The sequence below is a fragment of the Paenibacillus sp. FSL R5-0701 genome, assembly GCF_037973995.1.
In the GTDB taxonomy this organism is placed as follows: Bacteria; Bacillota; Bacilli; order Paenibacillales; family Paenibacillaceae; genus Paenibacillus.
In genome coordinates this window covers 1,534,143-1,560,625 of the sequence record NZ_CP150230.1, presented here as the reverse complement: position 1 = coordinate 1,560,625, position 26,483 = coordinate 1,534,143, and the positions used below count along the sequence as shown (strand labels likewise).

The following is a 26,483-nucleotide window of genomic DNA, read 5'->3' as shown; positions in this document are numbered from 1 at the left end:
GGTCACGCTCCTGCTGGGTATTCGTTAAGTTGGTTGATCAACACACTGGCTTCCTTTTTGGTCAAATCTTTGATGCTGTCTTTTCCGTTACCAACCTGACTGACCAGCAGTTTAAAGTCATCGTCTGATATGCGTTTATCATTCTTCAATCGATGGCTGTATTTGATCTGTGCAGCACTTATAAGCATGCTTGTGGTTGTGTTATCTTCGTTGTTATTTGTAGTATTGTTTTTCGGTGCCTCTGTTTTCCGTTCTTCTTGTGGTGGTTGAGTGTCAGTGGTTTGTCGCTTGGCGTTGTATTGGAATCCCTCTGGCAATGCCCATGAAGGCAATTGGGGTTCGGATACAAGTACGTGGGATCTACCTGCTGCCTTGATCGGCACCCACATGTTCTCAAGCTTGTACAAGTATCTTCCGATTCCCCATTGATAGGCCGCACGCTTCATGGCATCAGACAATCCGCCTTTAACAGCTTCCATGTTGCTATCATCTGCACCGTCCCACTTGGTGATCCACTCACCCTCAACCTTTACGCTGATTCCGCACAACTGGCTTTTCTCTTTCCATTCACGGTACTCATTGCGCCATCCAAACACGCCGAACACTTCGTCAAGCCGGTTCTGTATGGCACGGTTGGTTACATAGGCCAAGGCGATTCCTTTCGTTTTATCACCATTCGTTGAACCTACACGCCACTCAATTTCCTCCGGCGGGAATGGGTCCTGGAGCCGCTTCATGATCTCCTGTGCATCCATCTACCTCCACCTCCAGTTCGTAGTCAACTCTCATCGTTTTAACACGGAAGTTCTGCGGATCATCTGGCCCGAATCGACCTGTTAACCAGCGTTCCAAGTCATCCTCCCGATTGAATCGCACCGCCTTCATAAAGTCCTGTACCGGTTGCGCATACAGATCAACGAAGTGTCCCGATTTATGCTGTGGGATGTATCTGTATTGTGTGGGCATTCCATTCTTCCTTTCGTTGTGGTATAATTTGCTCAAATGTAATTTCTTATCTGACTTTCCAAGGCTGCCGCTGCTACGGCGGCCTTTTCTCTTTTGTACTCAGCTACCAGCCTGGATAGATATATCCTCTGCATCATCGGCTGTGTTCCGTTTTCCTTCGCATGCTTCACAAGTTGTTGGTACTTTGTGCGGTAATTCTCCGTCAACATTCTGCTTCTTCACCTCCACTACCTTAATAGGAGCCTCCCACCCGTAATGCCGCAGGATGTCGTCCACACTCTTGAATGTCTGTTGTTTCACGCTGTCTTTCGTTCCTCCTCAATTGCCTGTTGCAACTCATGATGTAGGCGTTCCTGTTCTTCGCGATCTGCAATCTCGGCTTCGTACTCGCTTAACGGTTTGGCGTGCACCGGAGTGTGTCCACGGGCTTGCATTCGGCGGAACAGATCCTCAAAGTCGAATGCACTCCAGCTGAATATCCGCCCCGCTGTGGTAACCACTCTGAATTCAGTAAGTTCAACTTGCATCGTCGTATCCTCCAATCCTCCGTACTGTGATAAACACGCTGTTGTCTACCGCTTCAAGCATGCAACCTCTGCAATGTGGTTGCCGATCCTTGCCCTCATACACTTCGTACTCAGCGGGACTTCCGCATCCGCAGTTAGTTACTGTTGGGCTGATGAACGGGATCATGTTGTCTTTCATCTTGCCGACCAGTTTTAAGTTAGGCATTCTTCTTCAGCTCCTTTTCACGTTCTGCTTGGATCTCTTTCCAGTACTTCCGGTTCAGCAGGATGGCCATCTCATGCACCTTCCGCCACGCTTTGTCTGACATGCCAGGATTGTATCCGTTCATACTGTCGCCACCTTCCGATATTTTGTGTACAATATATAGGGCTTGTCTTTACATACATATCTGCATGTTGTGTTTACTTATGCTGCTCTTCACGCTCAGCAAGACGGAAAAACATTTCATAAGCCATTCCGAGCAATTTGGCATGTGTGACTGGGTTACCTGACTCGTATTTACGTAACTTGCTACTAGAGACACCGATGCATTCTGCAAGCTCAGACAGGGAGTAACCCCATTTTTCTCTTAACTTTTTGGCTTCAGTTCCTTCGTTTTCCCATGCTGATTTATTTCTTCGCATGAATTTCATTCGGTTAGGTTCACAATCGCGGTGGTAAGCGACTGAAGTATTGGACCCAATTTGAAGTACATGGAGATCGGATTGTTTTACAACCAAGTAGCAAGTCGGGCATATTCCCAAGATGTTATCTTCCATAATTAGTTCGCCTCTTCTTTCTTCTTGGGGTACCATCCGTGAATCAGGTCTATTGCTAATTCGAAGTCTGAACGTTTTATCTTGTCGTATTTCGGAACTGAAAAGTGTGATTTTAGCGCACGGTAAATGGATTGGAAGTGTGCTTCATAACCCTTTTTCATCAGAAAACCTACACGGGCGTTTACAGTTTCTTGAATGTCTGCTTTTTGGTTTTCTGTCAGCCAGATTTCATTGTCTACAACCAGTTGCAGGCGTCTGTTATCTTTTTGCACTTGGTTAAGTTCTTGACGAAGATCTTTCATATTCAAGACAGCCAGTTCCAGGATTCCTTCAATAGTAGTAGGGACTGTTGTTGGGACGTTCATGTTTTGGAGACGTTCAACTTTATCGAAGTAATCATCTACCAGTGATTCGTATGCTTCCCATGCTTTGTCGGTGTTAATGGATTTCGCTAAAAGAAACACGCCCTTTTTAGTCCAGAGATATATTGTTTTAGCGTGCTTTGAACTGTCGTGAATTTCACGATTGTTAAAAAGAAATTCTTTTCTTTCTTCTCCGCTGAGGACAAAATAGTGTTTTTCTTCTGTGAACCTCTGTTTGTTGTAATTGAAGTTGTAACTAATTGACTTTGTATCAGTCCCAAAATGTGTTGCTACTTGAGAAGTAGTAAGTACTCTCTGATCTTTTTTTTCGATTGCTTTCAATTGGTTCATGGTTATTCGCTCCTTTTAAGCTGTTTTTTTAGGTTTTTGACTCGTTTCGCGTCCAACATCTGCAAAAAAAAGGTTCATATCAAATCCTAATGTCGCTGAAATTAACTTTGCTGCCCGTCCACTCGCATCTTTGCGTCCTTGTTCAATCTCGGCGTAATAACTGCGGGAGATACCAGACTGCTTGGCCGCGTCATTTTGCGTTAATCCTTTAGCCTTACGCATTTGTACTAGCCAGTGGCGCATGTGTTTCACCTCCTTGACGCGTTTTGCGTCGTTGCTATGTTTTGATTATATGACGCACTTTGCGTCATGTCAACAGTCTTTTTAAAATTACTGACGAGTTTTGAGTCAGGATGTATTGTGATTCATTTCGCGTCGTTATAATACTGATAGAAGTGAGGTGGAGTATTTGCTTAGTGAACGACTGTTGGAGTTAAGAAAAGAAAGAAGATTAACGCAACAAGAAATCTCTAAATCATTGAAAATGGCAAGAACAACTTACTCTGGTTATGAAAATGGATCACGGGAACCAGATAACGAAACATTAAATAAGATTGCAGATTTTCTAGAAGTTTCAGTGGATTATTTATTAGGAAGAACAGAACAGAGAAAACAGGTTCTATCGGAGCCGTCAAGAGCATTGATCGACTCGCTGAACCTGACTGATGAGGAAATTATGAAGAACATCCGATTTGAAGTGGATGGCATCGAGCTTGAAGAAGATGATGTCAAGCGATTCATTGGACTTGTAAGACTTGAAAGATCTATGAGGAAGAAACAATCAGAGTAAGATACGCTCTGATGTAAACAGGTTTTACTTCATTGGCGTCCATCTCAGATATCTTTTCAACTATGAGATCCGGGCTTACGCCGACTTCTAACAGCGTCTCTCTTGTCACATCAAAAACGATCCTTTTATCCATGTTTACCATCTCCCGTTCTCGTAGTTGCCTTTTGGTAATACCTATTCTAAGGGAACGTATGTTCTGTTACAAGATAAAAAAATATATTAAGGTGGCAGTGCGATGGAACCTATCCCCGTCCGCTGTCGTATTCCCGAACATCTTGAGAGGATTGGAAAGAAACAGCAATGGCTTGCAGACAAGGTAGGAATGAGTAAATCACGTTTGTCAGAAATTGTGAACCTTCGAAGCACCAATATCTCGATAAAACGAGCTGTACTCATTGCCTATTATCTTGAATGCAAAGTTGATGATCTGTGGAAATGGGAAGTACGGTAGCAGAGTGGCGTTTCCGCTGCTCTAGGGAAAAAGTTCCGAATTAACGCAACTTTTAGTATGTACCTCCATCAACTCAAGTTAAATATAGCACGAATTGTTGAATATTGGCGATAAAATATACTAGGGAAATCCAAGGAAATAAATTACAATAGATCAGGCATACATAAATAGACAAATACCGCAACCGATGTGGAGTACAACGGAGAGATTTTATGTTTGAGCTTATCATAGGAATTTTCGAAGATTTATTATCATTAGTTACTAAGCTTTACTCATTGTTGGGGTACATACTTGGAGGGGCATTTGTATTTGCTCTAGCTTATTTTTTAGTTATACGACCAGTAATCAAGATGTTTACTGATCCAGGAAAACGGATGTATTGGTTTACTGTTATAGTAATCCTTGTATGGGGCATGTTCATTGGTCCTATATTAGTACTAATGTTATATTTCGAGTACAAATGGTCAGGATTAATTTTCGGGATCATAATGTATTCAAGTATAACCGTTCCATCTTACCTGTATGGAAGAAAGTTCGAACAATAACAGGCACCCTTCTGGGTGCTTTTTTCTATCACTTCGATTACAATTCTCATATCAATGTTCACAGGAGGACTTCACATGAAAGCAGCTATATACATCCGGGTATCTACTGACATGCAGGCTGAGGACGGATTCTCTATAGAAGGACAACGTACACGTTTGGAAAGCTTCATACAGTCTCAGGACTGGTCTGTGCATGATTACTATATAGATGAAGGTAAATCAGCCAAGGACCTCAATCGGCCTGAGATGCAGCGTATGCTTCAGGATATGGAGGCCAAGCAGTTTGAAGTCATCGTAGTGTACAAGCTGGACCGGCTCACTCGTTCCGTTGCAGATCTGCACGGACTATTGAAACGCTTCGACCAATTCGGAGTCAAGTTTAAAAGCTCTACAGAGGTGTTTGAGACGACCACGGCCATGGGAAGATTCTTCATCACGCTCGTTGGTGCAATGGCTGAGTGGGAACGTGAGACGATCTCAGAGCGTGTCCGGTTCGGTGTGGAGCAAATGATCATAGAGGGCCGACGGCCAGGCGGTGTGATTCCATATGGTTACACCCAGAGCGAGGAACTAATCCCGGAGGAAGCTGCGCTCATTCGGTATGCGAGAGACCTCTACATGGGTGGCTTGGGATACAAAGGCATTGCTATGAAGTTAAACCGTGAAGGTAAGCTACGCCGTGGACAAGAATGGACATCAGCTACAGCAGCCTATACATTGGAGAACCCTTACTATGCAGGGATACTGCGGTTAGGATCAAAAACATCAGACGGCAACTATGTTAATGGCAATCGGGACAGACGGGTGAAGTGTCTGTATGGCGATGGATCACATGAGCCTATATTTACTAGAGTAGAATATGAGCAGCTAAAAGAGTTTATGGAGCGAAAATCACATGGCGGTTTCAGCCGCGTGCAAATATATTGGTTCAGCGGTGTACTTCGATGCGGACGCTGTGGAGCTGCCATGTTTGGACGAATGACGACAGCGCGTTCAACGACTAACGGTAAAGTTCGCACCCCTTACTATATTTGTTCGAACAAGCACTCGAATAAATCTTGTGACATGCCTATGTTCCGCCAGGTACACGTAGAGCATTTGGTCATGGAGTATATTAGCAAGATTAAATGGGACATGAAAACGGCTGGGGAGATCGCGGCAGGAATGGAACAAGCGGTAGCCGATAAACAGGATGAAGCCGCAGAAGCTCGCCGGGAGATTAATCGGATTACTGAGCGCCGGGAGAAATGGCAGTACATGTTCGTTGAAGGGTTAATTGGGAAAGATGCGATCCGTAAAAAGATTGCCGAGGAAGATGCAGCTGAGGAAGCGGCTCGTAAGAAGCTGGCAAGCGTGAAGAATTCACTTTCGGTTATGCCGGATACGGCTGTTCTGGAAGATCTTCAAACGTTGTGGAAGCACATGGATGATGAGGAGAAGAAGACGATGGTCTATGAGGTGTTCGAGAAGATTGTCTTGAATACGCCAGAAACAAATGTTAAAGGTGTTAAGAACAAATTTTTCAATGCTGACATTGAGGAGATTAAGTTCAATTGACTACCATTATGTACTATATGGAGATCCATCGTGGCCAGTGTTCATGGCCTGTAACATATCCAGCGCTTCTGCGCCCCTGACTTCCCCAATCACAATCCGGTTTGGACGCATCCGTAAAGAAGATTTGATCAGATCCCGAATAGATATCTGTCCCTTGCCTTCGGTGTTTGCATTCCGCGTTTCCAGTGATACCAGATTGGGTACCGTAACAATCTGTAATTCAGCCGAATCCTCAATGGTAATAATCCGCTCATCGGCAGGGATGAACTGTGATAATGCGTTCAGAAAGGTCGTTTTTCCCGATCCGGTCCCGCCTCCAATGAAGATGTTGTATTTGCTACGTACCAACTGCTGCAATAATTCTGCTGCTTCTTCATGCAGGGCTCCCTTTTCAATCAGATCAGACATCTTCATCGGTTCACTGGGGAATTTACGAATCGTCATCGTGGGTCCTTTCAAGGCAATAGGAGGTAACACGATATTAACCCGTGAACCATCCTTTAAACGGGCATCTACGATTGGAGAAGACTCATTCACAATCCGGTTTACCCCGGATACAATCATCTGGATGATATCCTCGAGCCGTTCCCTGGACTCAAATTCAAGGGTGATCTGGCTGACTTCACCTTCCTGCTCCACAAAAATCTCCTTGTGACTATTGATCATAATCTCGGTAATATCGGGATGATCCACAAGTGGCTGCAAAATATCCAATCCACGAAAAGAATCAAACAATCGCTGCACCAGCGTATGACGCTCTCCTGAGGTCAGATCATCCAGCTTCGGGTCAGTGAGAACTTTGCGTTCTATCCCCTGCCACAGTTCATCATCTCCTGCTGAAGAGGTTAAATCGAGGCCAGCCCTGACTTCCCTGCGCATCATCTGAAACTGTTCTTCACGATCCAGTATTCGATTCGATGACTCCATCATAGTGCCCACCGATCCTGCTTCTGAATTCGTCCCGTCTGCTTCAATTCTTCTTCGCCACCCTGTACCAGCATGGCACATAATCTCTTCACTTCACGTTGGAAGATCGGAGAACTAAGCATGACTTCTTCCTGACTGAGTTGTTTCCAAGAAGGGATGTAAGGCAACACTGCATCCAGATGCAGATCAGGGTGTGGGAGTGCATTGACGACATTGTCCCGATATTTGTTAACCACAAATCGTGAACGATCCAGCATACTTTCGTACAGGTCTGGCTTCGTACGCTCAGCATGCTGTAACCATTGTCCCCATCGATGCATGGCAGATATATCATCCTCAACCAGCCAGACAAATGCATCTGCTGCATCCAGCACCCCTTCACTGCGCCCATCCCAACCGGAATCCCCATCCAGAATCAGCACGTCATACTGTCCACAATCCGTTAAATAACGAAGCAGATTCGACGTATCCTCACGAGTCATTTGCAACAGTTCTTTCCGATTTGATAATGGCCAGAACACATCGGATTTCAGTGCTTCATGCCGGACCACATATCCATCTACGCCCTTCGATTGCACCTGTAACTGCTTACCGGATTCCTTTCTGCCCACCTTCAGATCGTATAACAGACGGGACAATCCCGTCTCCGCATCCGGGTGACGCTGCCCACTTCTAGTGAGTCCCTTTTCCAGAAACGGGAGCGTACTGTCCAGCGTCTCCAGATTCAGATAGAGAACAGCATATCCTGCAAGTCCCAATTGCTTCGCCATATGCAGGGCCACTGCCGTTTTGCCACTTCCACCTGAAGCGGATACTACACCGATGGAGAGAGTCTCTTGCCCCGGATGGTGAACCTTCTTACGGCGTGGCTGCCGGCAAGCATGCATCACAGCATCCAGCAAAGCAGGCAAGGGTTGGTATTTCATCAGCCGCTTGGCCTCATCCACCTCCTCCATCCCTTCACTAAGCATTAGCCAAGGTACACCTGATACTTCTCCCCCGTTATTCAGCCAGTCATTCAGAAACTCCGGTTCCGCAATAACCAGATCCGGTAATTCTCTACCTTCTTGCTCTTTCATGTGATCCCTGAACGAATCTTCTTGGGAGAATGCCGTGAAACGCACATGTAGACCAGCCGAATTCCCCTGTACATAATCAAGCCAGGCGCTAATGTAATCTCTATCCTTTGAAACCAGAACAACCTTCAGTACAATCAATTTCTCCTTCCCTCCCTGTCAAAAAGCACAAAAAAGCACCGTCCAATAACCGCATAAGTATGCAGTATATGGACGGTGCTTCCGTCACGTGCTATGAATGTATGGATAATATAGCATACAATTTCTGGGGGAGCAAGGGATTTATTCTAACCCTTTTTCCCTTAAGAGTTGTACGGTGAATCGAACTCAATAATGTTACGGTCCGGATCAAGCACAAAGATCTGCGCGAATCCAGCCACACTGTCAGGTCTCGCTTCATACTCAATTCCCTGCTGCTCCAGCCAGGCTATAGTCCCTGAATAACTGGTGACCCAGATCGCAAAGTGACCGTCTGTAGTATCAATCCCAGCCTCACGTAACGTGTGACCCTCCGGGTGCTGTAACAGATGAAGCTGCTGGCTACCGATGGCATACCATGTACCTGTGGAGCGGAAAGGCGGACGTTCAATCTCCTGCATGCCTAATAACCCCGAATAGAATTTCTTCGCGATTTCCAGATCACGTACAGCCAGACTAACATGGTGGATGTGTGCATATTCAATCATCTTTTATCTCCCCTCTCTACTTCAATATGACTATACTATAACACCTTGAACCCTGACCATAATCTCCGCTAAACAGAAAAACACCCCTGATTCTAATCCGGTAAACCTCTCGGCTCACACAGATCTATCTCAGAGGTGCCTGTTTTATTTAGCGCTATCCAATGCTTCTTGTGGAATCTTAATCTCTTCCACTTGATCCTGGTTAGAAAATGTACTGTTCATCTTCATGTCCATCGTCATTTTCTGTCCATTCTGTTCCATCTCCATGACCATGGTTACGTCCGTACTTGCAGGCAGATAGGTTTCTTTGTTGATCATGTATTTCATCTTCATGCTGGTGATATTCATCTGATCAAGCATGGCTTGCATCTGGGCATCCGATCCGTTCTGCTCCATCACGGCTTTCGCCAGTTCCTTCACATTATCACCGGATACGTCCGCATTAATCACATAATTGTCGCCTTCTTCGGTCACTTCAGTATCTTCTTCAATCTTTTTGAATTGCTCCAATTCACCTTCCGGATTCATGCTTGCCTTCATCTGCTCAATCAGTTCCTTGGTTTGAGCTTCAGGAATCGCAACCCATTGATCCCCAACTTGAGAGTAGATTTTATCCGAAGTGATATACTGCTTCACGTTCTGAGCTTCCTGTCCCGACATTTCCATTTTCATCTCTTGATAGATCATCATTGGATCTTTGATAATATCCATCTTGAGCGATGTTTTAACCTGTTGATCCTGGGACTGTTCCCCAGCATCCAGTTTCAGATTCTGATCAATGTTTGCTTCAGTTGTGAAGCTTTTCATTTCTTTCGTTGCTGCATTGGTTTTGGTAATCAATTCGTCCAGAGTAGGAACCTTTGTTTCCTGCTCCGCAGGTGTATTGCCCTCGTTAGATGTTTCGTTGTTAGTCGCTGGCGGCGTTGCCGTATTATCTGTATCGTTACCGCATGCTGCCAAGCTCACTGCTAATAATGCCCCGATAAATAATGTAGTCCACTTCTTCAAGTTGTTTTCCTCCCAAAATAGATATGATCTGTAGTCATTACCCAATTATTTCCGTTATTAATCACACTCACAAAAATCGATCTTTGATCTCCGGTGTAGGCAACATACACGCTTCATCCTTGCCAAACCAGCGATAACGGTTGCGAGCAACCCAGTTATAGACTGCATTACGAATAAATCTCGGCACAATAATGAACACATATAACAACGGATAAGGAAACTTCAGACCTTTGGCCAATCGCAGTGCGGCGGTTGAACGTGTATAGTATTTTCCATTTTCAATCAGAACAAAGGTGTCCATGCTGTCTGTCGACAGATTGCCCTTCGCCAGCAGTCCCTTGGCTACATCCGATTGGAGCGATGCAAAATGATATTTCCCTTCCGGGTCACGCTTGATAATCCATTTGGTTAAGCCCTGGCAGAAGTGACAGACGCCATCCACCAGTACGATCGGATGTCCCTGATGCACATCTGTTTGATTTGCTGTCATATTGGCTGCCTCCTATTGTTGCGGTTAGAGTAACTTACCCAATCTGGACCTTCTTGTTCACTAATTCTAAATTTATTTCTGGATGTTGTTCAAAAAGACTGAAAACCGTTCTTTTTGAACACACATTAATGAGAAATATAAAGAAAAAGAGCGCAGGCATTGTGCCCACGCTCGTATCTGTCCGACAATTACTCCGTAACTGCCTTTTCCATCCATTGGTCATCGATCATCTGTTGATGCAGGTCACTTGCCCACTGGTCCATACATTTGCAAATAAAATCTTTGCGACATACTGGACAAGGCGTTTTCTGCAGACGGCTGATATTGGTCATCTTCCATTCCGGGGAACGGGTGTAGAATACACGGCATTTGGTACCGTCTACCAAATTCATTTTGAATTCATACAATCCGTCTTCCTTGTTACCATAAGCTAATTCTAAATCTGCAATACGCGGTCTATAAGACATGGATATCACCTGTTTAATTCAAATTTGGTTCATGCAATGACACTACTCAGTACTAAGTTATATTAAAGAAAATTCAGATCAATGTCAACTCGCGCATGTCTACCCGCCAAACAGAATATCCAGAATAGTCCCTACCTGCCCCTGTTTTTTCCCTTTCAAGACATCCGGATCAAATACTTCAACATACCCGCAGGAAGCACAAGCCACGAACAAGTAGTGATTATGCTGTATATCGAACATCTTGCTCAGGCCTGCTCCTGACATGGAAACTTCCTTAATGTTACAATCCGTGCCTCTGCATTTCGTACACACAAATCGCCGCTCAATCATCTCTTCAATACTCATCTTTGTTCCCCCTTTATGGAATGTGTAGCATGAAGTGGGAGTGCAATTATGTAAAATAGTACGCGATCTGGCATCTAATCTCCTGCATCATGTCCTAATATGATAATCAACACAAAACCCTGCCGATTGCCAGCAGGGCTTTGTAGTCGAACATCAGGTATCTGGGATAACCTGCTCTATATGTTCCCTTTATTTACCAGGAGTCAAATCTTAAACTACGTTTAATACAACATCAATGTTGCCGCGTGTTGCTTTGGAATATGGACAGAAATCATGCGCCTTGCGGGCCAGTTCCTCTGCTTGACTGTGATCTACACCAGGCATGCTAACGTCCAGACGAACAGACAGCTGGAAACCGTCATCCGCAGGGTCTTTACCAATGGATACGTTACTTGTAACGACCACATCCTCCAATTTCACACCTGCTTTGCGTGCTACATTGGCAAGGGCACTTTCATAACATGCTCCATATCCAGCGGCAAAAAGTTGCTCAGGGTTAGTACCTTCACCACCGGAGCCACCAAGCTCTTTTGGCATTTTCAGATCATGCTTAAGCACGCCATCCGAAGAAGTCACCGAACCTGTACGTCCACCTTTAACTGTCGCTACTGCTGTATATAAAGCTTCCATTCAGAATCTCTCCCTTATCCATATAGTTTTTACTGCCTTCCTTTCAATTTAAACTTCTGGCTCATTTTGAAACGCAATTTTGTATCTTTATCAGCTTTTACATCTTTATTATTTTCATGCATTTCAATGCCATGGCTGTATTTTCCCTAAGGTTGGGTAATATACGAAGGGGCATCTTCAAGCTACAACCGAAATTTTGTGCTGATACATAAAAGTTGCACTAGACAAAAACAATTGAAGGAGTACAATGTAACAATAAACATAAAAACTTAGATATATCAAGAGTGGTTTGTACCGCATCAATATCTCCAAATCAATAATTCAAAGTCAGGTGATTATCGTATGAGTAAAAAAAATCCGTTCAACGCTCCTTCAAGAGAATCATTGTCTACTGCGGGCATGACCCCTTCCCTTGGAGAAGCACATAGTTCCATGAAAGTTCCGCAGAATGTTGCATGGTGGAAGAAATTCCTCGCCTTTGTAGGCCCAGGATACCTTGTTGCCGTAGGTTACATGGACCCGGGGAACTGGGCAACAGATATCGCAGGCGGCTCGCAGTTCGGGTATACCTTGTTATCCGTTATCCTGTTATCGAACCTGATGGCCGTTGTCCTTCAGTCGCTGGCTGGCAAGCTCGGTATCGTCACTGGACGGGATCTGGCTCAAGCCTGTCGTGAACGATTCAGCATGCCTGTTGTTATGATGTTATGGATTCTGTGTGAGCTTGCCATTGCAGCTACCGATCTGGCTGAAGTCATTGGTTCTGCCATCGCATTAAAACTGTTATTTAACATCCCCATGTTATACGGCGTTATCATCACCGCAGTTGATGTACTACTGATCCTTGTTCTGCAAAACAAAGGCTTCCGCGCTTTGGAAACTCTCGTCATTGTGCTGATGGCAACCATCGCCCTCTGCTTCGGGATTGATCTGTTTCTGGCAAAACCGGATATGGGCGGTGTTCTCCATGGTTTTGTACCAAATGTTGAGATTCTGCAAAACCCGGCCATGCTCTATATTGCCATTGGTATTATCGGAGCAACCGTGATGCCGCATAATCTGTACCTGCATTCTTCCATTGTGCAGACCCGTCAGATCGAACAGACACCACAGGGCAAAAAAGAAGCCATTCGGTACTCGACCATGGATTCTACGATTGCGCTGACACTGGCCCTGTTCATCAATGCAGCCATCCTGATTGTATCTGCTGCTGTTTTCCACAGTGCTGGTATGACGCAGGTTGCTGAGATCGCTGATGCCTATCATCTGCTGACACCTCTATTAGGTACTACGGTTGCAAGTATCTTGTTCGGCGTGGCGCTGTTAGCATCAGGTCAGAACTCTACCCTTACAGGTACACTCGCTGGGCAGATCGTTATGGAAGGTTTCCTGAACATTCGCATTCCGGCATGGCTACGCAGACTGGTCACACGTCTGATCGCCATCATCCCGGCGGTAATTGTCACAGCGATTGCAGGAGAACATGGCACAGAAGAACTGCTCATTTTGAGCCAGGTCGTGCTGTCGCTTCAATTGCCCTTTGCTGTAATTCCCCTGGTGATGTTCACAAGTGATAAAAAAAGCATGGGTGCATTCGCCAACAAATTGTGGCTCAAAATCATCTCATGGGTCATTGCCGCGATTATCGTTGTGCTGAATGTATATCTGATCATTCAGACGATCCGGTTATTCTAATCTCGTTCTCATCGACAAAATACTAAAAAGGCTGATCAACTCCGGTATGCTATACCCAAGTTGATCAGCCTTTATTGTTGCAATACAGCAAGGTGTTTTCTTTTATAGTAAAACTCAAACTCCAGTAAACAATCATCTAATCCTGATTTGGTATCAGTAACGGCAGGAGTTGATCCAATGAATCAACAGTCCAATCCGCACGTTGGTCATCAGATAGTTCTGGCTGGAATCTTCCGTAACCCTGCATAATTCGAATCGTACGCATGCCCAGCTTCAGAGCAGGTATAATGTCGTTATCGATCCGATCGCCGATCATGACGGCTTCCTCCGGTTCACAACCGGCCTGTTTCAAGGCCACAGCGTATAACTCAGGGTCTGGCTTGGACACTCCTTCTTCAGCCGAACATGCCAGAACATCAACATACTTCCGCAAGCCGTAGCTCTCCAGTCTCTCTTCCGTTCCAGGACTCTGATTGGCAATAATGCCAATGCGATAATGCCGTGACAACTGCTGAAGGACGTAATCCGCTGATGGAAAAGGACGTTCAAGATCTTTTTGAAATTTCAGCTTGTCCTGAATCTGCTTCTGGTGTCCGTCGTCTTCAACGAATGTGCGAATCGCCACTCTCATCGGCCATTGCTCATATCTCTGGTAACAGTTCGCGAACAGTTCGCGTACCGCCTCAATCTTCACCGGATACCCCAATGCACAGACTTCGCGGACGAACTGTCCGATAATATCATCAACCGGCTCCCATTCATCCACCAGTGTATCTCCAACATCAAAAAACAACCATTTCAATCCACCTACATCCGGCACGCCAATTCCTCCTTGTAAGCCACAGGTGATTCCTGATCCTAATCGAGTTCAAAAAGTCTGGTTTTCAGTACCGAGAAGATGGAATGAAGCTAGAAATGGAGTAGCGGAGCGTAGGGAAAACTACGTGAGCAACGGACATTTCGGCTGAATTTCATATTCGATGCTGATGATGCCACAAGGCATCCTTCGTAATCAAAAGCGGACTTTTTGAACAACCTCTAAAACCATAAAAAAGAAGACTCACCATCCTGCATGAGTCTCCTCAAACTTCCGTTTATCGATACATTCAATTATAACAGGCACCTTACACCTGAGCAATCAGAAGCTATGGCATTAACCATTGAGGAGAAAGCCAACTTCCCCATTGAGCGAATATACAATCCGGTCTGCGCCCATGCCCCGATAGATGCCCTTAGGATGACTCTGCTCCGTAATAACGCACAGAGATTTCGAAGTCCATGAACGGCAGATCTGTAAATAACGACAGGTCAGATTCAGGCTGTTCTCGAAAATAAACACATTGCCTACGCTGCCCTGCGGCAAAAACCATTTTTGAGCTGCAGCCGTGTTCATGCGAATGACATGTTCTACTCCGATTCTACGGAGTCTGCGCTCTTCCCCTGCACTGTTGGTTAGAACGGCAAACGGCATTTTTTTGTACATCAGCAATTTGATAAATTTGCGTCCTGCTTCATTTGGAGCAGTCACTAAGATCATCTCAGTATCCATCATTCGTTCCTCCCTTGGCGTGAAAAGACAACAAAAAAGAAGCGTGGGGGACCAAGGCCTCCCGAACGCTTCTTAAAGTACCCATGGCGAAAACGCCATGAACCAGCGTACGGCTTGTTGCCTCTCCCTTTAACGCTTACGAGGTTAGCTGACGGATTCGGGCGCGAGAGTCGCCCTATTTCCGGCTGTCACCGGAAAATTCACCCCATGAATGCCACTGTCCTGGACAGCGCATTCCGTTGGTTCCCCCGTTTCCCACTCATCAATGAATGGAAACTCAGCGATTAAAACATCGTTCGTATATCTTAAGGATAAGATCGAGCGATATTATCGTTTGTTTCGTTTTTCAGGTACAATTTAGTTTAAATTGAAATTACGTTATGAATCATACACCCGCGCCATGTCGGTGTAAAGTCCGCCCAGATCACCGAATCGGCAGATTTTTGCCAATTCCCATCCGTAATAACGCTTACAACAAAGTTATACTCCATCTATCTCTTCAAGGCTATCTAATTCTCACTCTGGCGTAAATCACTTCCCAATTCATTCACGTATTCTGCACAACTTGCCTGTTTTGATTCTTTTAACACCACATTAGTTTTGCAATATTTAATTGTAACCAATATAATAGAAGATATAAGAGTAAATAAATGGAGGCGATTTAGATGACAGTCTACGATTACAAAGTGAATACACTTCGCGGTCAAGAAGTTGAAATGTCCGACTACCGTGACAAAGTGTTACTGATTGTGAATACGGCAAGCTCATGCGGCCTTACCCCTCAATTCAAAGGTCTGCAAGAACTGCAAGACAAGTTTCAAGATGCTCCATTTGAAGTGCTTGGTTTCCCAAGCAACCAGTTTGCACAGGAAAAAGGATCTTCCGACGATATTGCCGAGTTCTGTCAGATGAATTATGGCGTGAGTTTCCCCATGTTTGAGAAAATTGATGTGAACGGCTCAAGCGCTCACCCTCTTTTCCAACACCTTAGCACAGAAGCTCCTGGCCTGCTCGGCTCCAAAGCAATTAAATGGAATTTCACCAAATTCCTTGTGGATCAGAACGGACAGGTAATCAAACGTTATGCTCCCAAAACAACACCGGACAAGATTGAAGAAGATATCAAGAACTTGCTGCAAAAATAATACATTGGCCACCCGTAGCCGGAAGATAGAGCACCATTGCCCCGGTAATGGATGGCCTTTTTTTTCTCAACTCTGATGTCAAACTGTTCAAAAAGACAAAAAAAAGAAGCCTTCCATTAATGGAAAGCTTCTTTTTAATCGTTCATATGATGCGGTCGAGAGGACTCGAACCTCCACGGGCATACGCCCACTACCCCCTCAAGATAGCGTGTCTGCCATTCCACCACGACCGCATGTCGTAAATAATCGGCAACAGAATTGATTATACCGGGTCCAGAACCAAAAGTAAAGTATTTTTTAATACTACTTTTTCAGCTAGGCAATTTCATCAAAAATCGCATAATCTCGTCATCTTTACCCATGAACTGCATATCATTAGATTTGATCCCCTCTTTTCCGGCTTGAGCTGATCTTATTGATTCATTTATATATAGTCCTTCCTTATATATAGTCCACCCTGCACTTCACCATATAAATAACACAACAAGTTATATAAAATAACACAATATTAAATCCCAGATTTAATTCATTAATTTTCACGGATTCTATTGACAAAAAGCGGACATTTATGGGATGATAACTATCATATGATTCGGATTTTTAAACACAAAGCAAACAAAAAGGAATATAAATGTCACTTTAAGTGACATTTAACGAACACAGGAGGCGAATGATTGTGAACCGTGGGAATAAGCTGCTCGATTATGTCAAACTGCTTGATTCCTCTATTCAGGTTGGAGGGTTCACCCATTCCTTCGGCATGGATATCCATATCAGGGAGGGTACCATTCGTAATGCTGAAGATCTCGAATCATTCATGCGTTGTCAGTTGCATCCCAGCATAGTTCGTCTTGAAGGTATGGCCATCAAAGGCATCTATACCGCAGCAGATCACAAGGATACATGGCGGATAGCTCTGATCGACAAGCTCGTCCATGTTCAGCGAACCCCTGGAGATCTCAGAGAACAAGCTGCCGCGATGGGTAAACGATTGATCAGACTCGCACGCGCTCTGCACCCCTGGATTGAATTCAGCCAGCTCGAACAGATCTTTGCCAAATACGATTCGGTTGGCTGCCTCTCCACTGTTCACGCCTGGATTAACCACCACCTCGATATCCCGGTCGAGGAGGCGGTCCTTGGTTACCTGCATTCAGCCATGAATGCAGGTATAACCGAAGCCTCCAAAGTCATTCCCCTGAACAATGATACAACCAAGGATCTGATGGTCCGCCTGGCCACAGATCTGGAGAATGAATGGAAGACCGTCAGCGCCTCGGCTGCGGATGGACTGGCACAGCCAACCTCGATGTCCATGAAATCGTTTTTCCCCAGTTTCCATATGCTTGGAGCTGGACTTCATGCCTACAGGGCCTAATCCTCTTCCTCCTCATACCTGCTCCCCTTCATTTAGACAAACTAAAAAACACGCGGCAACCTCCTTGCCGACGTGTTTTTTGTCATTTTATTTGTTTTATTTACGTATTTGCGCCATTTATCATCACAAAATACACTTTTTTCCGTCTTTTTTAATTGTTAGATGACGAATTTACGTATATAATGAAACATACAGCTCGCATTTCTATATATTCTACATGAAGAAAGGGCGGCTGAATACTACATTCTAACCAGGGGTGAACCCTTTTGAACAAGAAAAAACCAGTTACTCCGTTCGGATGGGCCATCAAACGACGGCTAACCGAACTTCAAGTGGACCAGAAGACCTTTTGTGAACAGCATGGCATCCCACCCTATCGTTTATCCAATCTTATTCACGGCACACGCAAAGCAACCCGATTCAGGCACCTGGTCGCTGATATTTTGGATATTCCAGATGAACTGAGATAAGATTTCTGCCAAAGGAGGGTCTCATCCATGAGACATGTTACATCCGATCTGGAGAGGCTGTCGTTCCAGTCCATACGTCACCAGCTCATCATCGTTGATCACAATTGGATTATCCAAAGTTGTAACCGTGCCTGGCAACAGGGACTCGGTCAATGCTCACCAAACCCGGATATACACAGTAGTCATAGACATTACCTGCACCTGACGGAAGCCTGGGCAAAACGAAGCAAGAACGCTAACATGGCACTTGTCGCACAGAATTTGAAAGAACGCGGAATACCCTTTAATCGAAATCATACATATGACATCTGCGTGTATACTGTATACAACGAAAAGAGGTGGTTTCGTGTAGAACTCACCCCTCTATCTTATGCAAATTCAATTCTGGATACCGATCTGGCTTTGATTGCACACATGGATATTACCGAACAGAGAAAGACAGAACACCAATTGAAGAAGGCATTGTCTGAAGTGCGTACATTGCGCGGACTACTGCCTATTTGCGCCGTCTGCAAACAAATCAAGGACGAAGAGGAACACTGGAACTCCGTCGAAAGTTATCTGGAGAAGCATACCCACGCCGAATTCACCCATGACATCTGTCCGGAATGCATTCGGCGGTTATATCCGAAATACTCGAATATCCTGGACAAGCGTTCCTGAAACCTCTCTCCACTCGCCGACTAACTACAACTATACGGAGAGATGATGTTCAAACTGCGACATATCCAGTTCTTGCGGTGTCCCATGCAGGGTTATGGTTCCTTTGTCCATGATATAGATGTAATCTGCGGCACTTCGTACAAAATCAATACTCTGCTCTACCAGCAGAACCGAGAGGTTCCCCTTTGCCTTGAGCTGCAAAATAACCTGCCGAATGTCCTCCACGATAGAAGGCTGGATGCCTTCTGTCGGCTCATCAAGTAGCAACAACCCCGGACGCGAAGCCAATGCCCGAGCGAATGCCAACTGCTGCTGCTGTCCACCACTCAGATCCCCGCCCTGCCGTCCATACATCGTCGCAAGCACTGGAAACATCGCCAGTACATCCTCGGGGAACGTTTTTACTCCCGGTGCACTTGTCTCCAGACCTAGCAATAAGTTTTCTTTCACCGTAAGCTGCGGGAAAATCTCCCGCCCCTGCGGTACATAACCGATCCCTGCCCTTGCCCGCTTGGCTGTATCCAAGGTGGATAACTCCTGATTTTGCCACTGAATACTGCCCTTGCGTGTTTTGAGCAGCCCCATTAATGTTTTCATCAACGTTGTTTTCCCTACACCGTTACGGCCCATCAGACACACCACCTGTCCAGGCTGTACATCCAGGTTCACACCACGAAGCACATTGCTTTCCCCGTAGCCGGATTCAATTCGTTGCAGCGACAGCATGGTCATCCCTCCTTTTGCCCAGATACACTTCGGCCACTTTCGGGTCTGCCTGTACCTCCGCCATCGTACCTTCCTTCAGCAGTTTCCCTTCATGCATCACCGTTACCTTGGCTGCGAACTCTCGCACAAACTCCATATCATGCTCCACCACCACAACCGAGCGCTCACGCGCAATTTCTTGCAGAAGTCGCCCGGTCTTGTGTGTTTCTTCGTCCGTCATGCCTGCGGCTGGTTCGTCCAGCAACAACACCCGCGGCTCCTGTAGAAGCAGCATACCAATCTCCAGCCACTGCTTCTCCCCATGTGATAACGCTCCTGCACGAGCATCAACGCGGTCTTGCAGACCAATCTGGAGGGTAACACGCTCCATGGCAGCACTCATTTTCCCATATCGACGAATACCGATGGCTTGCAAAGGGGAACGGCGAGTCTCCGCCGCCAGTGTCAGATTCTCCTGCACCGTCAGACCCGCAAAGATCGATGGCGCCTGGAATTTGCGTCCCACACCTTTGCGAACAATCTGGTGCTCCTTCAGTCGTGTTAATTCCGTACCATCCGCCATCTTCACCGAGCCGGACATGGGTTTTGTTTTGCCGCATATCACATCCAGCATCGTTGTTTTTCCAGCACCATTGGGTCCGATCAGAAAATGCAGGTCATGTTCATGCAGCTTCAGATTCATGCCTTTGACAGCAACGAACCCACCAAAGGCCACCGTAATATCCTCGGCTACCAACACCGCTGATTCCTCAGTAGACTTTAGGTTTTTCCCGAGTGACTTGGACATGCGCACTCTCTCCTCTCCGCTTCAACAAGCGAACGATATGACGATATACACCTACAATACCGTTTGGCATGAACAAAACGACCGTTACAAAGAGCCCACCAATGACAAACAGCCACCCTTCGGGATAAGCCTCACTTATGCCTGTTTTGGCTGCATTCAGCACCACCGCTCCGATGACCGCCCCAATAAGCGTACCGCGACCACCCAACGCAACCCACAGGACCATCTCAATGGAGGGCACAATCCCCATCATTGATGGCGAGATAATACCCACCTGAAGAACAAACAACATGCCCGCGATGCCTGCAAGCGCACCGGAAAAAGCAAAAGCCAGCGTTTTATATCCTGCCGGATCATATCCGAGGAATCGCACCCGATTCTCCCCATCCCGCGCAGCTTCGAGCACTTGACCGAATCGACTGTTCACCATTCGACGACAGAGCATATAAGCGATCACCAGAACAGCAAGCGTTATATAGTAGAGAGCAATCGTCGTTCCAGCGGAATGAAGTGTAAAACCAAAGATCGAATTATATCCGGTGATGCCATTTGTTCCGCCCGTCCATTCCTGTTTACCAACAAAGAGTGTTACCGTAATGAGAACCAAGGCTTGAGTCAGGATGGTAAAATAAACACCGGTGATCCGGTTACGGAACGTAAACCACCCCAGGGCAAAGGCGAGCAATGCCGGAAGGGCTATCCCCAATAACAGCGCCACCGGGAAGGAGCGAAACGGCTCCCAGAACCATGGCAGACCACTGAGACCACTCCATCCCATGAAGTCAGGAAGTGTTGCTCCACTGGCCTGAAGCTTCAGATACATCGCCATCGCGTATCCACCCAGTCCAAAGAACACCCCATGCCCAAGACTCAACACACCTCCATATCCCCAGATCAGATCAAGACCAATGGCCAGGATTGCCAGCGCCAAAAACTTGGCTAACAGACTCAGACGAAACTCCGTGGAGATCAGTGGAGCAAGACACATCATAATCAGCACAACTGCCCAGATAATCCTCATTTTCAGACTGCCAGTCTTGAGTAAAGCGGACATGAACTAACCCCCTTTTTCACGTTAATCGAGACTCCGTGTGCGCATCGCGACCAATCCGCGTGGTTTCCATTGCAGGAAAGCAACGATACATACAAACACAAGCACCTTGCCAATAGAGGCCGAGGTATAGGTTTCGAACAGCGTGTTGAACATACCAATCCCCAATGCACCACACACGGTTCCGACCAATTTCCCTACGCCACCCAGGACAACGACCATGAACGCATCCACAATATAATACGTACCAAGTGAAGGACCTATCGGACCAATGAGTGTTAATGCACAACCTGCAATTCCGGCAATGCCCGAACCAATAGCAAAGGTCATGCCATCCACCCGCCGGGTAGAAATCCCAAGACACCCCGCCATGCTCCGATTTTGCATTACAGCCCTCATTCGTCTTCCGGAAGATGTTCGATAGATATAGAGGTACATACACAGCAGCACAACCGCAACCAGTGCGATAATGAAAATTCGTTTATACGGAAATACAATTCCATCCGAGATCGCCAATCCCCCATTGAGCCAAGCTGGACTGGATACTCCCACATTTGGTGCCCCGAATATGGTACGGGCCAGTTGTTGCAGCATCATGCCTACACCCCATGTCGCAAGCAGACTGTCCAGCGGCCTGCCATACAGATGCCTGATCAGAACCACTTCAAGCAACCAGCCAATCAGAGCCGCTACAATGAACGCAATTGGCAGAGCCACAACAAAGTAAGCACCAAACCACGCAGCTGGAGCATAGGACATGAACAGATTTTGTGTTACATACGTTGCATATGCACCAATCATGATCAGTTCACCGTGAGCCATATTGATAACATTCATCAGCCCAAATGTTACCGCCAGACCGAGTGCAATCAACAACAGAATTGAACTGATACTCAGACCATTGAACATCTGCAGGATAAACATATCCATCGCTATCCCCTCCTCCATACCGTGACTCTCGATATTTCACATGACTTCAATTAGCGGCAGTAACATTTTTCACATCACAGTAACGCTTTACCGCAATGCGGTGAGAGGATGTGTTGTCACACCCTCGTTTATGTTTCGGCTGCTTTGAAGCGAGTTGCCTGTTTTATTGCGAGGTTTCTATGTTATTTAGCGCTGAGGGAAGCTCCCCATTCATACGTTTTCAGATAAGGGTCCGGCTTGACAGGCTCACCAGAATTCCACAATTCCTTGAACTGCCCATCTTCCTGCACCTCACCGATCCGTACGGTTTTGTAGATATGCTGATTCTCTCCATCCACGGTTACCTTACCTTCCGGAGCATCAAACTCCAGACCCTTGGCAGCTGCCTTCACCTTCTCCACGTCGGTTGATCCTGCTTTTTCCACCGCCGCCTTCCAGAGATAAACCGCCACATATCCCGCTTCAATCGGATCAGCTGTCACTCGATCAGCACCGTATTTTTCTTTATACTTGGCAACAAATGTTGCATTTTCAGGTGTATCCGTTGTCTGATAATAATTCCACGAAGCCAGATGTCCCTTCAATACGTCTGCGCCAATACCACGGATTTCTTCCTCCGCCACACTTACCGAGAGGGTCGTCATCTGATCCGAGGAGATTCCGGCATCCTTCAATTGTTTGAAGAAGGCCACATTACTATCTCCGTTCAGCGTATTGTATACAATATCCGGCTTCGCAGCTTTGATTTTGTTAATGATGGTACTGTAATCGGTATGGCCCAGCGGTGTGTATTCTTCACCCACTACTTCGCCGCCTTCTGCTGCGAGTTGTGCCTTAATGACCTGATTGGCCGTTTTTGGGAATACATAATCTGAACCGAGCAGATAAAACGTCTTGCCCCTGTTCTCCAGTAACCAGGTTACGGATGGAACGATCTGTTGATTGGTTGTTGCTCCTGTATAAAAAATATTTGGCGACGATTCCAATCCCTCATATTGCACCGGGTAAAACAATAGACCTTTATTCTGTTCAAACACCGGGAGCATAGCCTTCCGACTTGCAGAGGTCCATCCACCAAATACAGCAGCGACCTTATCCTGTTGCAGTAACTTCCCAGCCTTCTCCGCAAAAGTAGGCCAATCCGAAGCGCCATCCTCAACTACAGGCTCGATCTGTTTACCCAAAACTCCGCCAGCGGCGTTAATCTCTTCAATAGCAAGCATCTCTGCATCTTTAACAGATACCTCACTGATCGCCATCGTTCCGCTGAGAGAGTGAAGAATACCAACTTTAATCGTATCACCGGATGCAGCCGGCTCTCCTGTACCACCTGAACCCGAAGCTTCAGGAGGCGCAGCGCCCTCCACACATCCTGTCATCACAATGACCGCACCCAGCAAAATACTCCATAACTTGACCGACCTCTTCTTCAATAGCCTACACTCCCTTTTTTTAGTCTATTGACGAACATTAAGGTCATTTACGTCCGAAATGTTCGTTGATCCAAATTATGGAGGGTTACTCTCTTCATGTCAATATAGCTTACATAATTTTATTTCATGCATACTCGTTTCATGCATACTGCTAATATGCCTTGAAGCTTATTGACAAAGGATTCACCCTGTGTGAGTATATTTAACATACAATATGATCCATGAACATATCAGACATTATAAGCGAAAGGTCGGATTGCCTTGCACTGGACTGAGCAGGAAAAAGAAAAACTCCTGATTACCGTGGCCGCTAACCTCGCCCGTGAACGAAGAGCACGGGGACTCAAGTTGAATGTTCCCGAAGCCATCGCCTTGTTGACCTCCGAACTGATGGAACGAGCACGGGATGGAATGAGTGTTGCCGAATTAATGAGATACGGAGGCACCATCCTGACACGTGAAGACTGTATGGATGGTGTTCCCGATATGATTCCTGAAGTACAGGTAGAAGCTACATTTCCTGACGGTACAAAACTGGTTACCGTACATGAACCTATACGCTGAGAAAGGCAGGAGAAACCATGATTCCTGGTGAATACCGTTTGAAGCCAGATGACGACATCATCTGTCATCCAGATCGTTTAACCCTACGACTCCTTGTCCTTAACCGCGGCGGCCGCCCCGTCCAGGTCGGCTCTCACGTTCACTTCTATGAAGTTAATGCAGCACTGGACTTTGATCGCACGTCAGCTTTTGGACATCGCCTGCACATTCCGGCAGGCACCGCAGTTCGCTTCGAACCCGGTGAAGAGAAACCAGTTGAACTCACGACCTTTGGTGGCAAACGCCAAATTCACGGGTTCAACGGACTAACCGAAGGCTCTGCGGATCAAGCTCCTGATCCAGTGAAACTGGAGGCATTCCTGAAGACGTTCTCCCCTCCCATACAAGATGGAGGTGAACCTTCATGAAACAAATGAGCCGTGAACAATACGCGTCCATGTTTGGACCGACAACCGGCGATGCCGTAAGACTTGCGGATACCGAACTATGGGCAGAGATTGAACATGATTATGCCGTATACGGAGATGAGAGCAAGTTCGGAGGTGGTAAGGTTATCCGCGACGGAATGGGCCAGTCCACCACCGCTCTGCGAAGCGATGGCACTCCTGATACGGTTATCACCAACGCTATCATTATCGATCATTGGGGCATTGTAAAAGCGGATATCGGCATTCGGGATGGTCACATCTGCGCCATTGGCAAATCCGGTAACCCGGATACAATGGATGGTGTTCATCCCGCACTGGTCATCGGTGCTTCCACCGAAATCATCGCTGGTGAAGGCATGATTGTAACCGCTGGCGGCATTGATACCCATATTCATTTCATCTGCCCACAGCAGATTCAGACTGCGTTATCCTCCGGGGTCACGACCATGATCGGCGGCGGAACAGGACCTGCAACAGGAACCAAAGCCACCACCTGCACACCAGGAGCTTGGCACATCCACCGGATGCTGGAGTCCGCAGAAGCTTTTCCCATGAACATCGGTTACCTTGGCAAAGGCAACAGTTCCAGTACCGCACCTTTAATTGAACAGATTGAAGCTGGGGTAATCGGCCTGAAGCTGCATGAAGATTGGGGCACTACCCCGAGCGCTATCGACGCTTGTCTGACTGCCGCCGGGGAACATGATGTTCAAGTCGCTATCCACACCGATACACTGAACGAAACCGGATTTCTCGAAAACACCCTGGCTGCGATCAACGGCCGGACGATCCACACATACCATACGGAAGGCGCTGGTGGCGGACACGCACCGGATATTATCCGGGCCGCTGGGGAGTCCTACGTTATCCCCTCATCAACCAACCCAACACGACCGTACACACGCAACACTGTAGAAGAGCATCTCGATATGTTGATGGTGTGTCATCACCTGGACCCTTCCATCCCGGAAGATGTAGCTTTTGCCGATTCGCGGATTCGTCCCGAAACAATCGCAGCCGAAGACATTTTGCATGATCTTGGCGTGTTCAGCATCATCAGTTCCGATTCTCAAGCCATGGGCCGAGTGGGCGAAGTCATTATCCGCACCTGGCAGACAGCCGACAAAATGAAAAAACAGCGCGGCAAACTTGAACTCAACCCGAATTCCCCCTCCGATAACGATCGGATCAAGCGATATGTCGCCAAGTACACCATCAATCCAGCTATCGCACACGGAATCGGTCATCTCGTCGGTTCGGTGGAAGTTGGAAAGCTGGCAGATCTAATCATATGGAAACCGGCTTATTTCGGTGTAAAACCCGAGATCGTCATTAAAGGTGGCATGATCACGTTTGCCCAGATGGGTGATCCCAATGCGTCCATCCCGACACCTCAGCCCGTATTTGGCAGACCGATGTTTGGAGCCTATGGTAGCGCCATTGCCAGCGGATCGATCACCTTTGTCTCCCAAGCCGCAGCAGATGCGGGGATCAAAGAGTCATTGGGCCTGAAGAAACGGGTTGAACCGGTCAAGGGCTGTCGCTCGGTCAGTAAAAAAGACATGATTCATAACGACGTCACCCCCGTTATTGAAGTCGATCCCGAAACCTACGAAGTACGCGCCGACGGCGAGCTACTCACCTGTGAACCCGCAGACGAGTTGCCTATGGCACAGCGGTACTTTATGTTTTGACAGGAATACGGATTGGCTGATAAGGGGGCACTC

The 26,483-nt window shown here is 46.5% G+C and carries 34 protein-coding genes, 1 tRNA gene, 1 pseudogene and 1 riboswitch; of the genes and pseudogenes, 11 read left to right on the top strand and 25 right to left on the bottom strand.

All coding sequences use genetic code 11. The features are described from left to right. Positions 1 to 2 precede the first annotated feature (2 nt). The 9 genes from MKZ13_RS07070 to MKZ13_RS07030 form a co-directional block, all read right to left on the bottom strand. Entirely contained in the window at positions 3 to 755 is a 753-nt protein-coding gene (locus tag MKZ13_RS07070; protein WP_339182832.1) for a Rad52/Rad22 family DNA repair protein, read from the bottom strand. Continuing rightward, positions 697 to 966: a hypothetical protein gene (locus tag MKZ13_RS07065; protein WP_339182830.1), complete on the bottom strand. Its 270-nt coding sequence runs from the start codon at positions 964 to 966 to the stop codon at positions 697 to 699. Before MKZ13_RS07065 ends, MKZ13_RS07070 begins: the two co-directional genes overlap by 59 nt. A 99-nt stretch (positions 967 to 1,065) precedes the next feature. Then, the gene (locus MKZ13_RS07060; RefSeq protein ID WP_339182828.1) at positions 1,066 to 1,266 is read right to left on the bottom strand and encodes a hypothetical protein; all 201 of its coding nucleotides are present in this window, start codon (positions 1,264 to 1,266) and stop codon (positions 1,066 to 1,068) included. Next, on the bottom strand, positions 1,263 to 1,493 hold the full coding sequence (locus MKZ13_RS07055) for a hypothetical protein (protein WP_339182826.1): 231 nt from the start codon (positions 1,491 to 1,493) through the stop codon (positions 1,263 to 1,265). Before MKZ13_RS07055 ends, MKZ13_RS07060 begins: the two co-directional genes overlap by 4 nt. Continuing rightward, the gene (locus tag MKZ13_RS07050; protein WP_339182824.1) at positions 1,483 to 1,698 is read right to left on the bottom strand and encodes a hypothetical protein; all 216 of its coding nucleotides are present in this window, start codon (positions 1,696 to 1,698) and stop codon (positions 1,483 to 1,485) included. Before MKZ13_RS07050 ends, MKZ13_RS07055 begins: the two co-directional genes overlap by 11 nt. Then, positions 1,691 to 1,822, bottom strand: coding sequence for a hypothetical protein (locus MKZ13_RS07045; protein ID WP_263364264.1), 132 nt, complete (start codon positions 1,820 to 1,822; stop codon positions 1,691 to 1,693). Before MKZ13_RS07045 ends, MKZ13_RS07050 begins: the two co-directional genes overlap by 8 nt. 73 nt (positions 1,823 to 1,895) lie before the next feature. Continuing rightward, entirely contained in the window at positions 1,896 to 2,252 is a 357-nt protein-coding gene (locus MKZ13_RS07040; RefSeq protein WP_339182820.1) for a helix-turn-helix transcriptional regulator, read from the bottom strand. 2 nt (positions 2,253 to 2,254) lie between these two features. After that, positions 2,255 to 2,965, bottom strand: a complete 711-nt coding sequence (locus MKZ13_RS07035; RefSeq protein WP_339182818.1) for an ORF6N domain-containing protein — start codon at positions 2,963 to 2,965, stop codon at positions 2,255 to 2,257. Between the two features lie 15 nt (positions 2,966 to 2,980). Continuing rightward, complete coding sequence (locus MKZ13_RS07030; RefSeq protein ID WP_211081011.1) at positions 2,981 to 3,208, bottom strand: helix-turn-helix transcriptional regulator; 228 nt, start codon at positions 3,206 to 3,208, stop codon at positions 2,981 to 2,983. A 157-nt stretch (positions 3,209 to 3,365) separates the two neighbouring features. Here MKZ13_RS07030 and MKZ13_RS07025 point away from each other — a divergent pair, with 157 nt between their 5' ends. From MKZ13_RS07025 to MKZ13_RS07015, 3 genes are all read left to right on the top strand, one after another. Beyond that, positions 3,366 to 3,755, top strand: coding sequence for a helix-turn-helix transcriptional regulator (locus MKZ13_RS07025; RefSeq protein WP_339182815.1), 390 nt, complete (start codon positions 3,366 to 3,368; stop codon positions 3,753 to 3,755). A gap of 235 nt (positions 3,756 to 3,990) precedes the next feature. Continuing rightward, positions 3,991 to 4,206, top strand: a complete 216-nt coding sequence (locus tag MKZ13_RS07020; RefSeq protein ID WP_211081013.1) for a helix-turn-helix transcriptional regulator — start codon at positions 3,991 to 3,993, stop codon at positions 4,204 to 4,206. 620 nt (positions 4,207 to 4,826) lie between these two features. Further along, positions 4,827 to 6,308: a recombinase family protein gene (locus tag MKZ13_RS07015; protein ID WP_339182812.1), complete on the top strand. Its 1,482-nt coding sequence runs from the start codon at positions 4,827 to 4,829 to the stop codon at positions 6,306 to 6,308. A 21-nt stretch (positions 6,309 to 6,329) separates the two neighbouring features. Here MKZ13_RS07015 and MKZ13_RS07010 read toward each other — a convergent pair. From MKZ13_RS07010 to MKZ13_RS06975, 8 genes and pseudogenes are all read right to left on the bottom strand, one after another. Then, positions 6,330 to 7,238 (bottom strand): annotated as a pseudogene (locus MKZ13_RS07010) (ATPase, T2SS/T4P/T4SS family); the annotation flags it as partial. Beyond that, positions 7,235 to 8,452, bottom strand: a complete 1,218-nt coding sequence (locus MKZ13_RS07005; RefSeq protein WP_339182810.1) for a ParA family protein — start codon at positions 8,450 to 8,452, stop codon at positions 7,235 to 7,237. The gene MKZ13_RS07005 and the pseudogene MKZ13_RS07010, both read right to left, overlap by 4 nt. Positions 8,453 to 8,613: 161 nt before the next feature. Then, positions 8,614 to 8,997: a VOC family protein gene (locus MKZ13_RS07000; RefSeq protein WP_017690000.1), complete on the bottom strand. Its 384-nt coding sequence runs from the start codon at positions 8,995 to 8,997 to the stop codon at positions 8,614 to 8,616. Positions 8,998 to 9,141: 144 nt separating this feature from the next. Then, on the bottom strand, positions 9,142 to 10,005 hold the full coding sequence (locus MKZ13_RS06995; protein ID WP_076209460.1) for a DUF6612 family protein: 864 nt from the start codon (positions 10,003 to 10,005) through the stop codon (positions 9,142 to 9,144). Positions 10,006 to 10,072: 67 nt separating this feature from the next. Continuing rightward, complete coding sequence (locus tag MKZ13_RS06990; RefSeq protein ID WP_221819182.1) at positions 10,073 to 10,495, bottom strand: thiol-disulfide oxidoreductase DCC family protein; 423 nt, start codon at positions 10,493 to 10,495, stop codon at positions 10,073 to 10,075. Between the two features lie 188 nt (positions 10,496 to 10,683). Beyond that, positions 10,684 to 10,962 carry a hypothetical protein gene (locus MKZ13_RS06985; RefSeq protein ID WP_036610814.1) on the bottom strand — a complete coding sequence of 93 codons (279 nt, stop codon included), beginning with the start codon at positions 10,960 to 10,962 and terminating at the stop codon, positions 10,684 to 10,686. Between the two features lie 99 nt (positions 10,963 to 11,061). Continuing rightward, entirely contained in the window at positions 11,062 to 11,307 is a 246-nt protein-coding gene (locus MKZ13_RS06980; protein ID WP_036610816.1) for a zinc ribbon domain-containing protein, read from the bottom strand. A gap of 210 nt (positions 11,308 to 11,517) precedes the next feature. Beyond that, positions 11,518 to 11,937, bottom strand: coding sequence for an organic hydroperoxide resistance protein (locus tag MKZ13_RS06975; RefSeq protein ID WP_036610819.1), 420 nt, complete (start codon positions 11,935 to 11,937; stop codon positions 11,518 to 11,520). Positions 11,938 to 12,336: 399 nt separating this feature from the next. On the opposite strand from MKZ13_RS06975, the gene MKZ13_RS06970 reads away from it, so the two are divergent. After that, on the top strand, positions 12,337 to 13,632 hold the full coding sequence (locus MKZ13_RS06970) for an Nramp family divalent metal transporter (RefSeq protein WP_339185361.1): 1,296 nt from the start codon (positions 12,337 to 12,339) through the stop codon (positions 13,630 to 13,632). A gap of 136 nt (positions 13,633 to 13,768) precedes the next feature. Here the strand turns inward: MKZ13_RS06970 and MKZ13_RS06965 are convergent, their stop codons facing one another. After that, positions 13,769 to 14,452, bottom strand: a complete 684-nt coding sequence (locus MKZ13_RS06965; RefSeq protein WP_339182805.1) for an HAD family hydrolase — start codon at positions 14,450 to 14,452, stop codon at positions 13,769 to 13,771. A 333-nt stretch (positions 14,453 to 14,785) separates the two neighbouring features. Beyond that, positions 14,786 to 15,184 (bottom strand): hypothetical protein, encoded by a 399-nt coding sequence (locus tag MKZ13_RS06960; protein ID WP_235193755.1) that lies wholly within the window; start codon positions 15,182 to 15,184, stop codon positions 14,786 to 14,788. 115 nt (positions 15,185 to 15,299) lie between these two features. Continuing rightward, a riboswitch (cyclic di-AMP (ydaO/yuaA leader) is annotated at positions 15,300 to 15,474 on the bottom strand. A 372-nt stretch (positions 15,475 to 15,846) separates the two neighbouring features. Between MKZ13_RS06960 and MKZ13_RS06955 the strand changes: the two genes are divergently transcribed. Beyond that, on the top strand, positions 15,847 to 16,326 hold the full coding sequence (locus MKZ13_RS06955; RefSeq protein ID WP_036610823.1) for a glutathione peroxidase: 480 nt from the start codon (positions 15,847 to 15,849) through the stop codon (positions 16,324 to 16,326). Positions 16,327 to 16,476: 150 nt separating this feature from the next. Here MKZ13_RS06955 and MKZ13_RS06950 read toward each other — a convergent pair. Further along, a tRNA-Leu gene (locus tag MKZ13_RS06950) sits at positions 16,477 to 16,559 on the bottom strand. Positions 16,560 to 17,002: 443 nt separating this feature from the next. On the opposite strand from MKZ13_RS06950, the gene MKZ13_RS06945 reads away from it, so the two are divergent. The 3 genes from MKZ13_RS06945 to MKZ13_RS06935 all read left to right on the top strand — a co-directional run bounded on the left by MKZ13_RS06945 (position 17,003) and on the right by MKZ13_RS06935 (position 18,837). Continuing rightward, the gene (locus tag MKZ13_RS06945) at positions 17,003 to 17,704 is read left to right on the top strand and encodes an urease accessory UreF family protein (protein WP_339182803.1); all 702 of its coding nucleotides are present in this window, start codon (positions 17,003 to 17,005) and stop codon (positions 17,702 to 17,704) included. A 266-nt stretch (positions 17,705 to 17,970) separates the two neighbouring features. Then, positions 17,971 to 18,174: a hypothetical protein gene (locus MKZ13_RS06940; protein WP_017690011.1), complete on the top strand. Its 204-nt coding sequence runs from the start codon at positions 17,971 to 17,973 to the stop codon at positions 18,172 to 18,174. Positions 18,175 to 18,201: 27 nt separating this feature from the next. Then, positions 18,202 to 18,837, top strand: a complete 636-nt coding sequence (locus MKZ13_RS06935) for a hypothetical protein (RefSeq protein ID WP_339182801.1) — start codon at positions 18,202 to 18,204, stop codon at positions 18,835 to 18,837. Between the two features lie 30 nt (positions 18,838 to 18,867). On the opposite strand, the gene urtE is transcribed toward MKZ13_RS06935, so the two are convergent. The 5 genes from urtE to urtA all read right to left on the bottom strand — a co-directional run bounded on the left by urtE (position 18,868) and on the right by urtA (position 23,764). After that, positions 18,868 to 19,563 (bottom strand): urea ABC transporter ATP-binding subunit UrtE, encoded by a 696-nt coding sequence (urtE, locus tag MKZ13_RS06930; RefSeq protein ID WP_076209466.1) that lies wholly within the window; start codon positions 19,561 to 19,563, stop codon positions 18,868 to 18,870. Beyond that, complete coding sequence (urtD, locus tag MKZ13_RS06925) at positions 19,541 to 20,350, bottom strand: urea ABC transporter ATP-binding protein UrtD (protein ID WP_339182799.1); 810 nt, start codon at positions 20,348 to 20,350, stop codon at positions 19,541 to 19,543. Before urtD ends, urtE begins: the two co-directional genes overlap by 23 nt. Beyond that, the gene (gene urtC, locus MKZ13_RS06920; protein ID WP_076209468.1) at positions 20,313 to 21,404 is read right to left on the bottom strand and encodes an urea ABC transporter permease subunit UrtC; all 1,092 of its coding nucleotides are present in this window, start codon (positions 21,402 to 21,404) and stop codon (positions 20,313 to 20,315) included. The genes urtD and urtC overlap by 38 nt, the downstream gene beginning before the upstream one ends. Positions 21,405 to 21,425: 21 nt before the next feature. Continuing rightward, the gene (urtB, locus tag MKZ13_RS06915) at positions 21,426 to 22,331 is read right to left on the bottom strand and encodes an urea ABC transporter permease subunit UrtB (protein ID WP_036610830.1); all 906 of its coding nucleotides are present in this window, start codon (positions 22,329 to 22,331) and stop codon (positions 21,426 to 21,428) included. Positions 22,332 to 22,513: 182 nt separating this feature from the next. Then, positions 22,514 to 23,764, bottom strand: a complete 1,251-nt coding sequence (gene urtA, locus MKZ13_RS06910; RefSeq protein WP_339182796.1) for an urea ABC transporter substrate-binding protein — start codon at positions 23,762 to 23,764, stop codon at positions 22,514 to 22,516. Positions 23,765 to 24,025: 261 nt separating this feature from the next. Between urtA and MKZ13_RS06905 the strand changes: the two genes are divergently transcribed. The 3 genes from MKZ13_RS06905 to ureC are packed head-to-tail and all read left to right on the top strand — an operon-like array spanning position 24,026 to position 26,450. Continuing rightward, positions 24,026 to 24,328, top strand: a complete 303-nt coding sequence (locus MKZ13_RS06905) for an urease subunit gamma (protein WP_076209470.1) — start codon at positions 24,026 to 24,028, stop codon at positions 24,326 to 24,328. Positions 24,329 to 24,345: 17 nt separating this feature from the next. After that, positions 24,346 to 24,735 (top strand): urease subunit beta, encoded by a 390-nt coding sequence (locus MKZ13_RS06900; RefSeq protein WP_339182794.1) that lies wholly within the window; start codon positions 24,346 to 24,348, stop codon positions 24,733 to 24,735. Further along, on the top strand, positions 24,732 to 26,450 hold the full coding sequence (gene ureC / locus MKZ13_RS06895) for an urease subunit alpha (protein ID WP_339182792.1): 1,719 nt from the start codon (positions 24,732 to 24,734) through the stop codon (positions 26,448 to 26,450). The genes MKZ13_RS06900 and ureC overlap by 4 nt, the downstream gene beginning before the upstream one ends. Positions 26,451 to 26,483: the final 33 nt, after the last annotated feature.

Coding starts and splice junctions, on each gene's coding strand:
- MKZ13_RS07030 (WP_211081011.1), bottom strand. CDS start 3,208: ATGCGCCACTGGCTAGTACAAATGCGTAAGGCTAAAGGATTAACGCAA.
- MKZ13_RS06990 (WP_221819182.1), bottom strand. CDS start 10,495: ATGACAGCAAATCAAACAGATGTGCATCAGGGACATCCGATCGTACTG.
- MKZ13_RS07065 (WP_339182830.1), bottom strand. CDS start 966: ATGCCCACACAATACAGATACATCCCACAGCATAAATCGGGACACTTC.
- urtC (WP_076209468.1), bottom strand. CDS start 21,404: ATGTCCGCTTTACTCAAGACTGGCAGTCTGAAAATGAGGATTATCTGG.
- MKZ13_RS06955 (WP_036610823.1), top strand. CDS start 15,847: ATGACAGTCTACGATTACAAAGTGAATACACTTCGCGGTCAAGAAGTT.
- MKZ13_RS06975 (WP_036610819.1), bottom strand. CDS start 11,937: ATGGAAGCTTTATATACAGCAGTAGCGACAGTTAAAGGTGGACGTACA.
- MKZ13_RS07020 (WP_211081013.1), top strand. CDS start 3,991: ATGGAACCTATCCCCGTCCGCTGTCGTATTCCCGAACATCTTGAGAGG.
- MKZ13_RS07035 (WP_339182818.1), bottom strand. CDS start 2,965: ATGAACCAATTGAAAGCAATCGAAAAAAAAGATCAGAGAGTACTTACT.
- MKZ13_RS07040 (WP_339182820.1), bottom strand. CDS start 2,252: ATGGAAGATAACATCTTGGGAATATGCCCGACTTGCTACTTGGTTGTA.
- MKZ13_RS06970 (WP_339185361.1), top strand. CDS start 12,337: ATGACCCCTTCCCTTGGAGAAGCACATAGTTCCATGAAAGTTCCGCAG.
- MKZ13_RS07015 (WP_339182812.1), top strand. CDS start 4,827: ATGAAAGCAGCTATATACATCCGGGTATCTACTGACATGCAGGCTGAG.
- MKZ13_RS06980 (WP_036610816.1), bottom strand. CDS start 11,307: ATGAGTATTGAAGAGATGATTGAGCGGCGATTTGTGTGTACGAAATGC.
- MKZ13_RS07045 (WP_263364264.1), bottom strand. CDS start 1,822: ATGAACGGATACAATCCTGGCATGTCAGACAAAGCGTGGCGGAAGGTG.
- MKZ13_RS06960 (WP_235193755.1), bottom strand. CDS start 15,184: ATGATGGATACTGAGATGATCTTAGTGACTGCTCCAAATGAAGCAGGA.
- urtD (WP_339182799.1), bottom strand. CDS start 20,350: ATGTCCAAGTCACTCGGGAAAAACCTAAAGTCTACTGAGGAATCAGCG.
- MKZ13_RS06985 (WP_036610814.1), bottom strand. CDS start 10,962: ATGTCTTATAGACCGCGTATTGCAGATTTAGAATTAGCTTATGGTAAC.
- MKZ13_RS06900 (WP_339182794.1), top strand. CDS start 24,346: ATGATTCCTGGTGAATACCGTTTGAAGCCAGATGACGACATCATCTGT.
- MKZ13_RS06935 (WP_339182801.1), top strand. CDS start 18,202: ATGAGACATGTTACATCCGATCTGGAGAGGCTGTCGTTCCAGTCCATA.
- MKZ13_RS07055 (WP_339182826.1), bottom strand. CDS start 1,493: ATGCAAGTTGAACTTACTGAATTCAGAGTGGTTACCACAGCGGGGCGG.
- MKZ13_RS07050 (WP_339182824.1), bottom strand. CDS start 1,698: ATGCCTAACTTAAAACTGGTCGGCAAGATGAAAGACAACATGATCCCG.
- urtE (WP_076209466.1), bottom strand. CDS start 19,563: ATGCTGTCGCTGCAACGAATTGAATCCGGCTACGGGGAAAGCAATGTG.
- ureC (WP_339182792.1), top strand. CDS start 24,732: ATGAAACAAATGAGCCGTGAACAATACGCGTCCATGTTTGGACCGACA.
- MKZ13_RS07070 (WP_339182832.1), bottom strand. CDS start 755: ATGGATGCACAGGAGATCATGAAGCGGCTCCAGGACCCATTCCCGCCG.
- MKZ13_RS07000 (WP_017690000.1), bottom strand. CDS start 8,997: ATGATTGAATATGCACACATCCACCATGTTAGTCTGGCTGTACGTGAT.
- urtB (WP_036610830.1), bottom strand. CDS start 22,331: ATGGATATGTTTATCCTGCAGATGTTCAATGGTCTGAGTATCAGTTCA.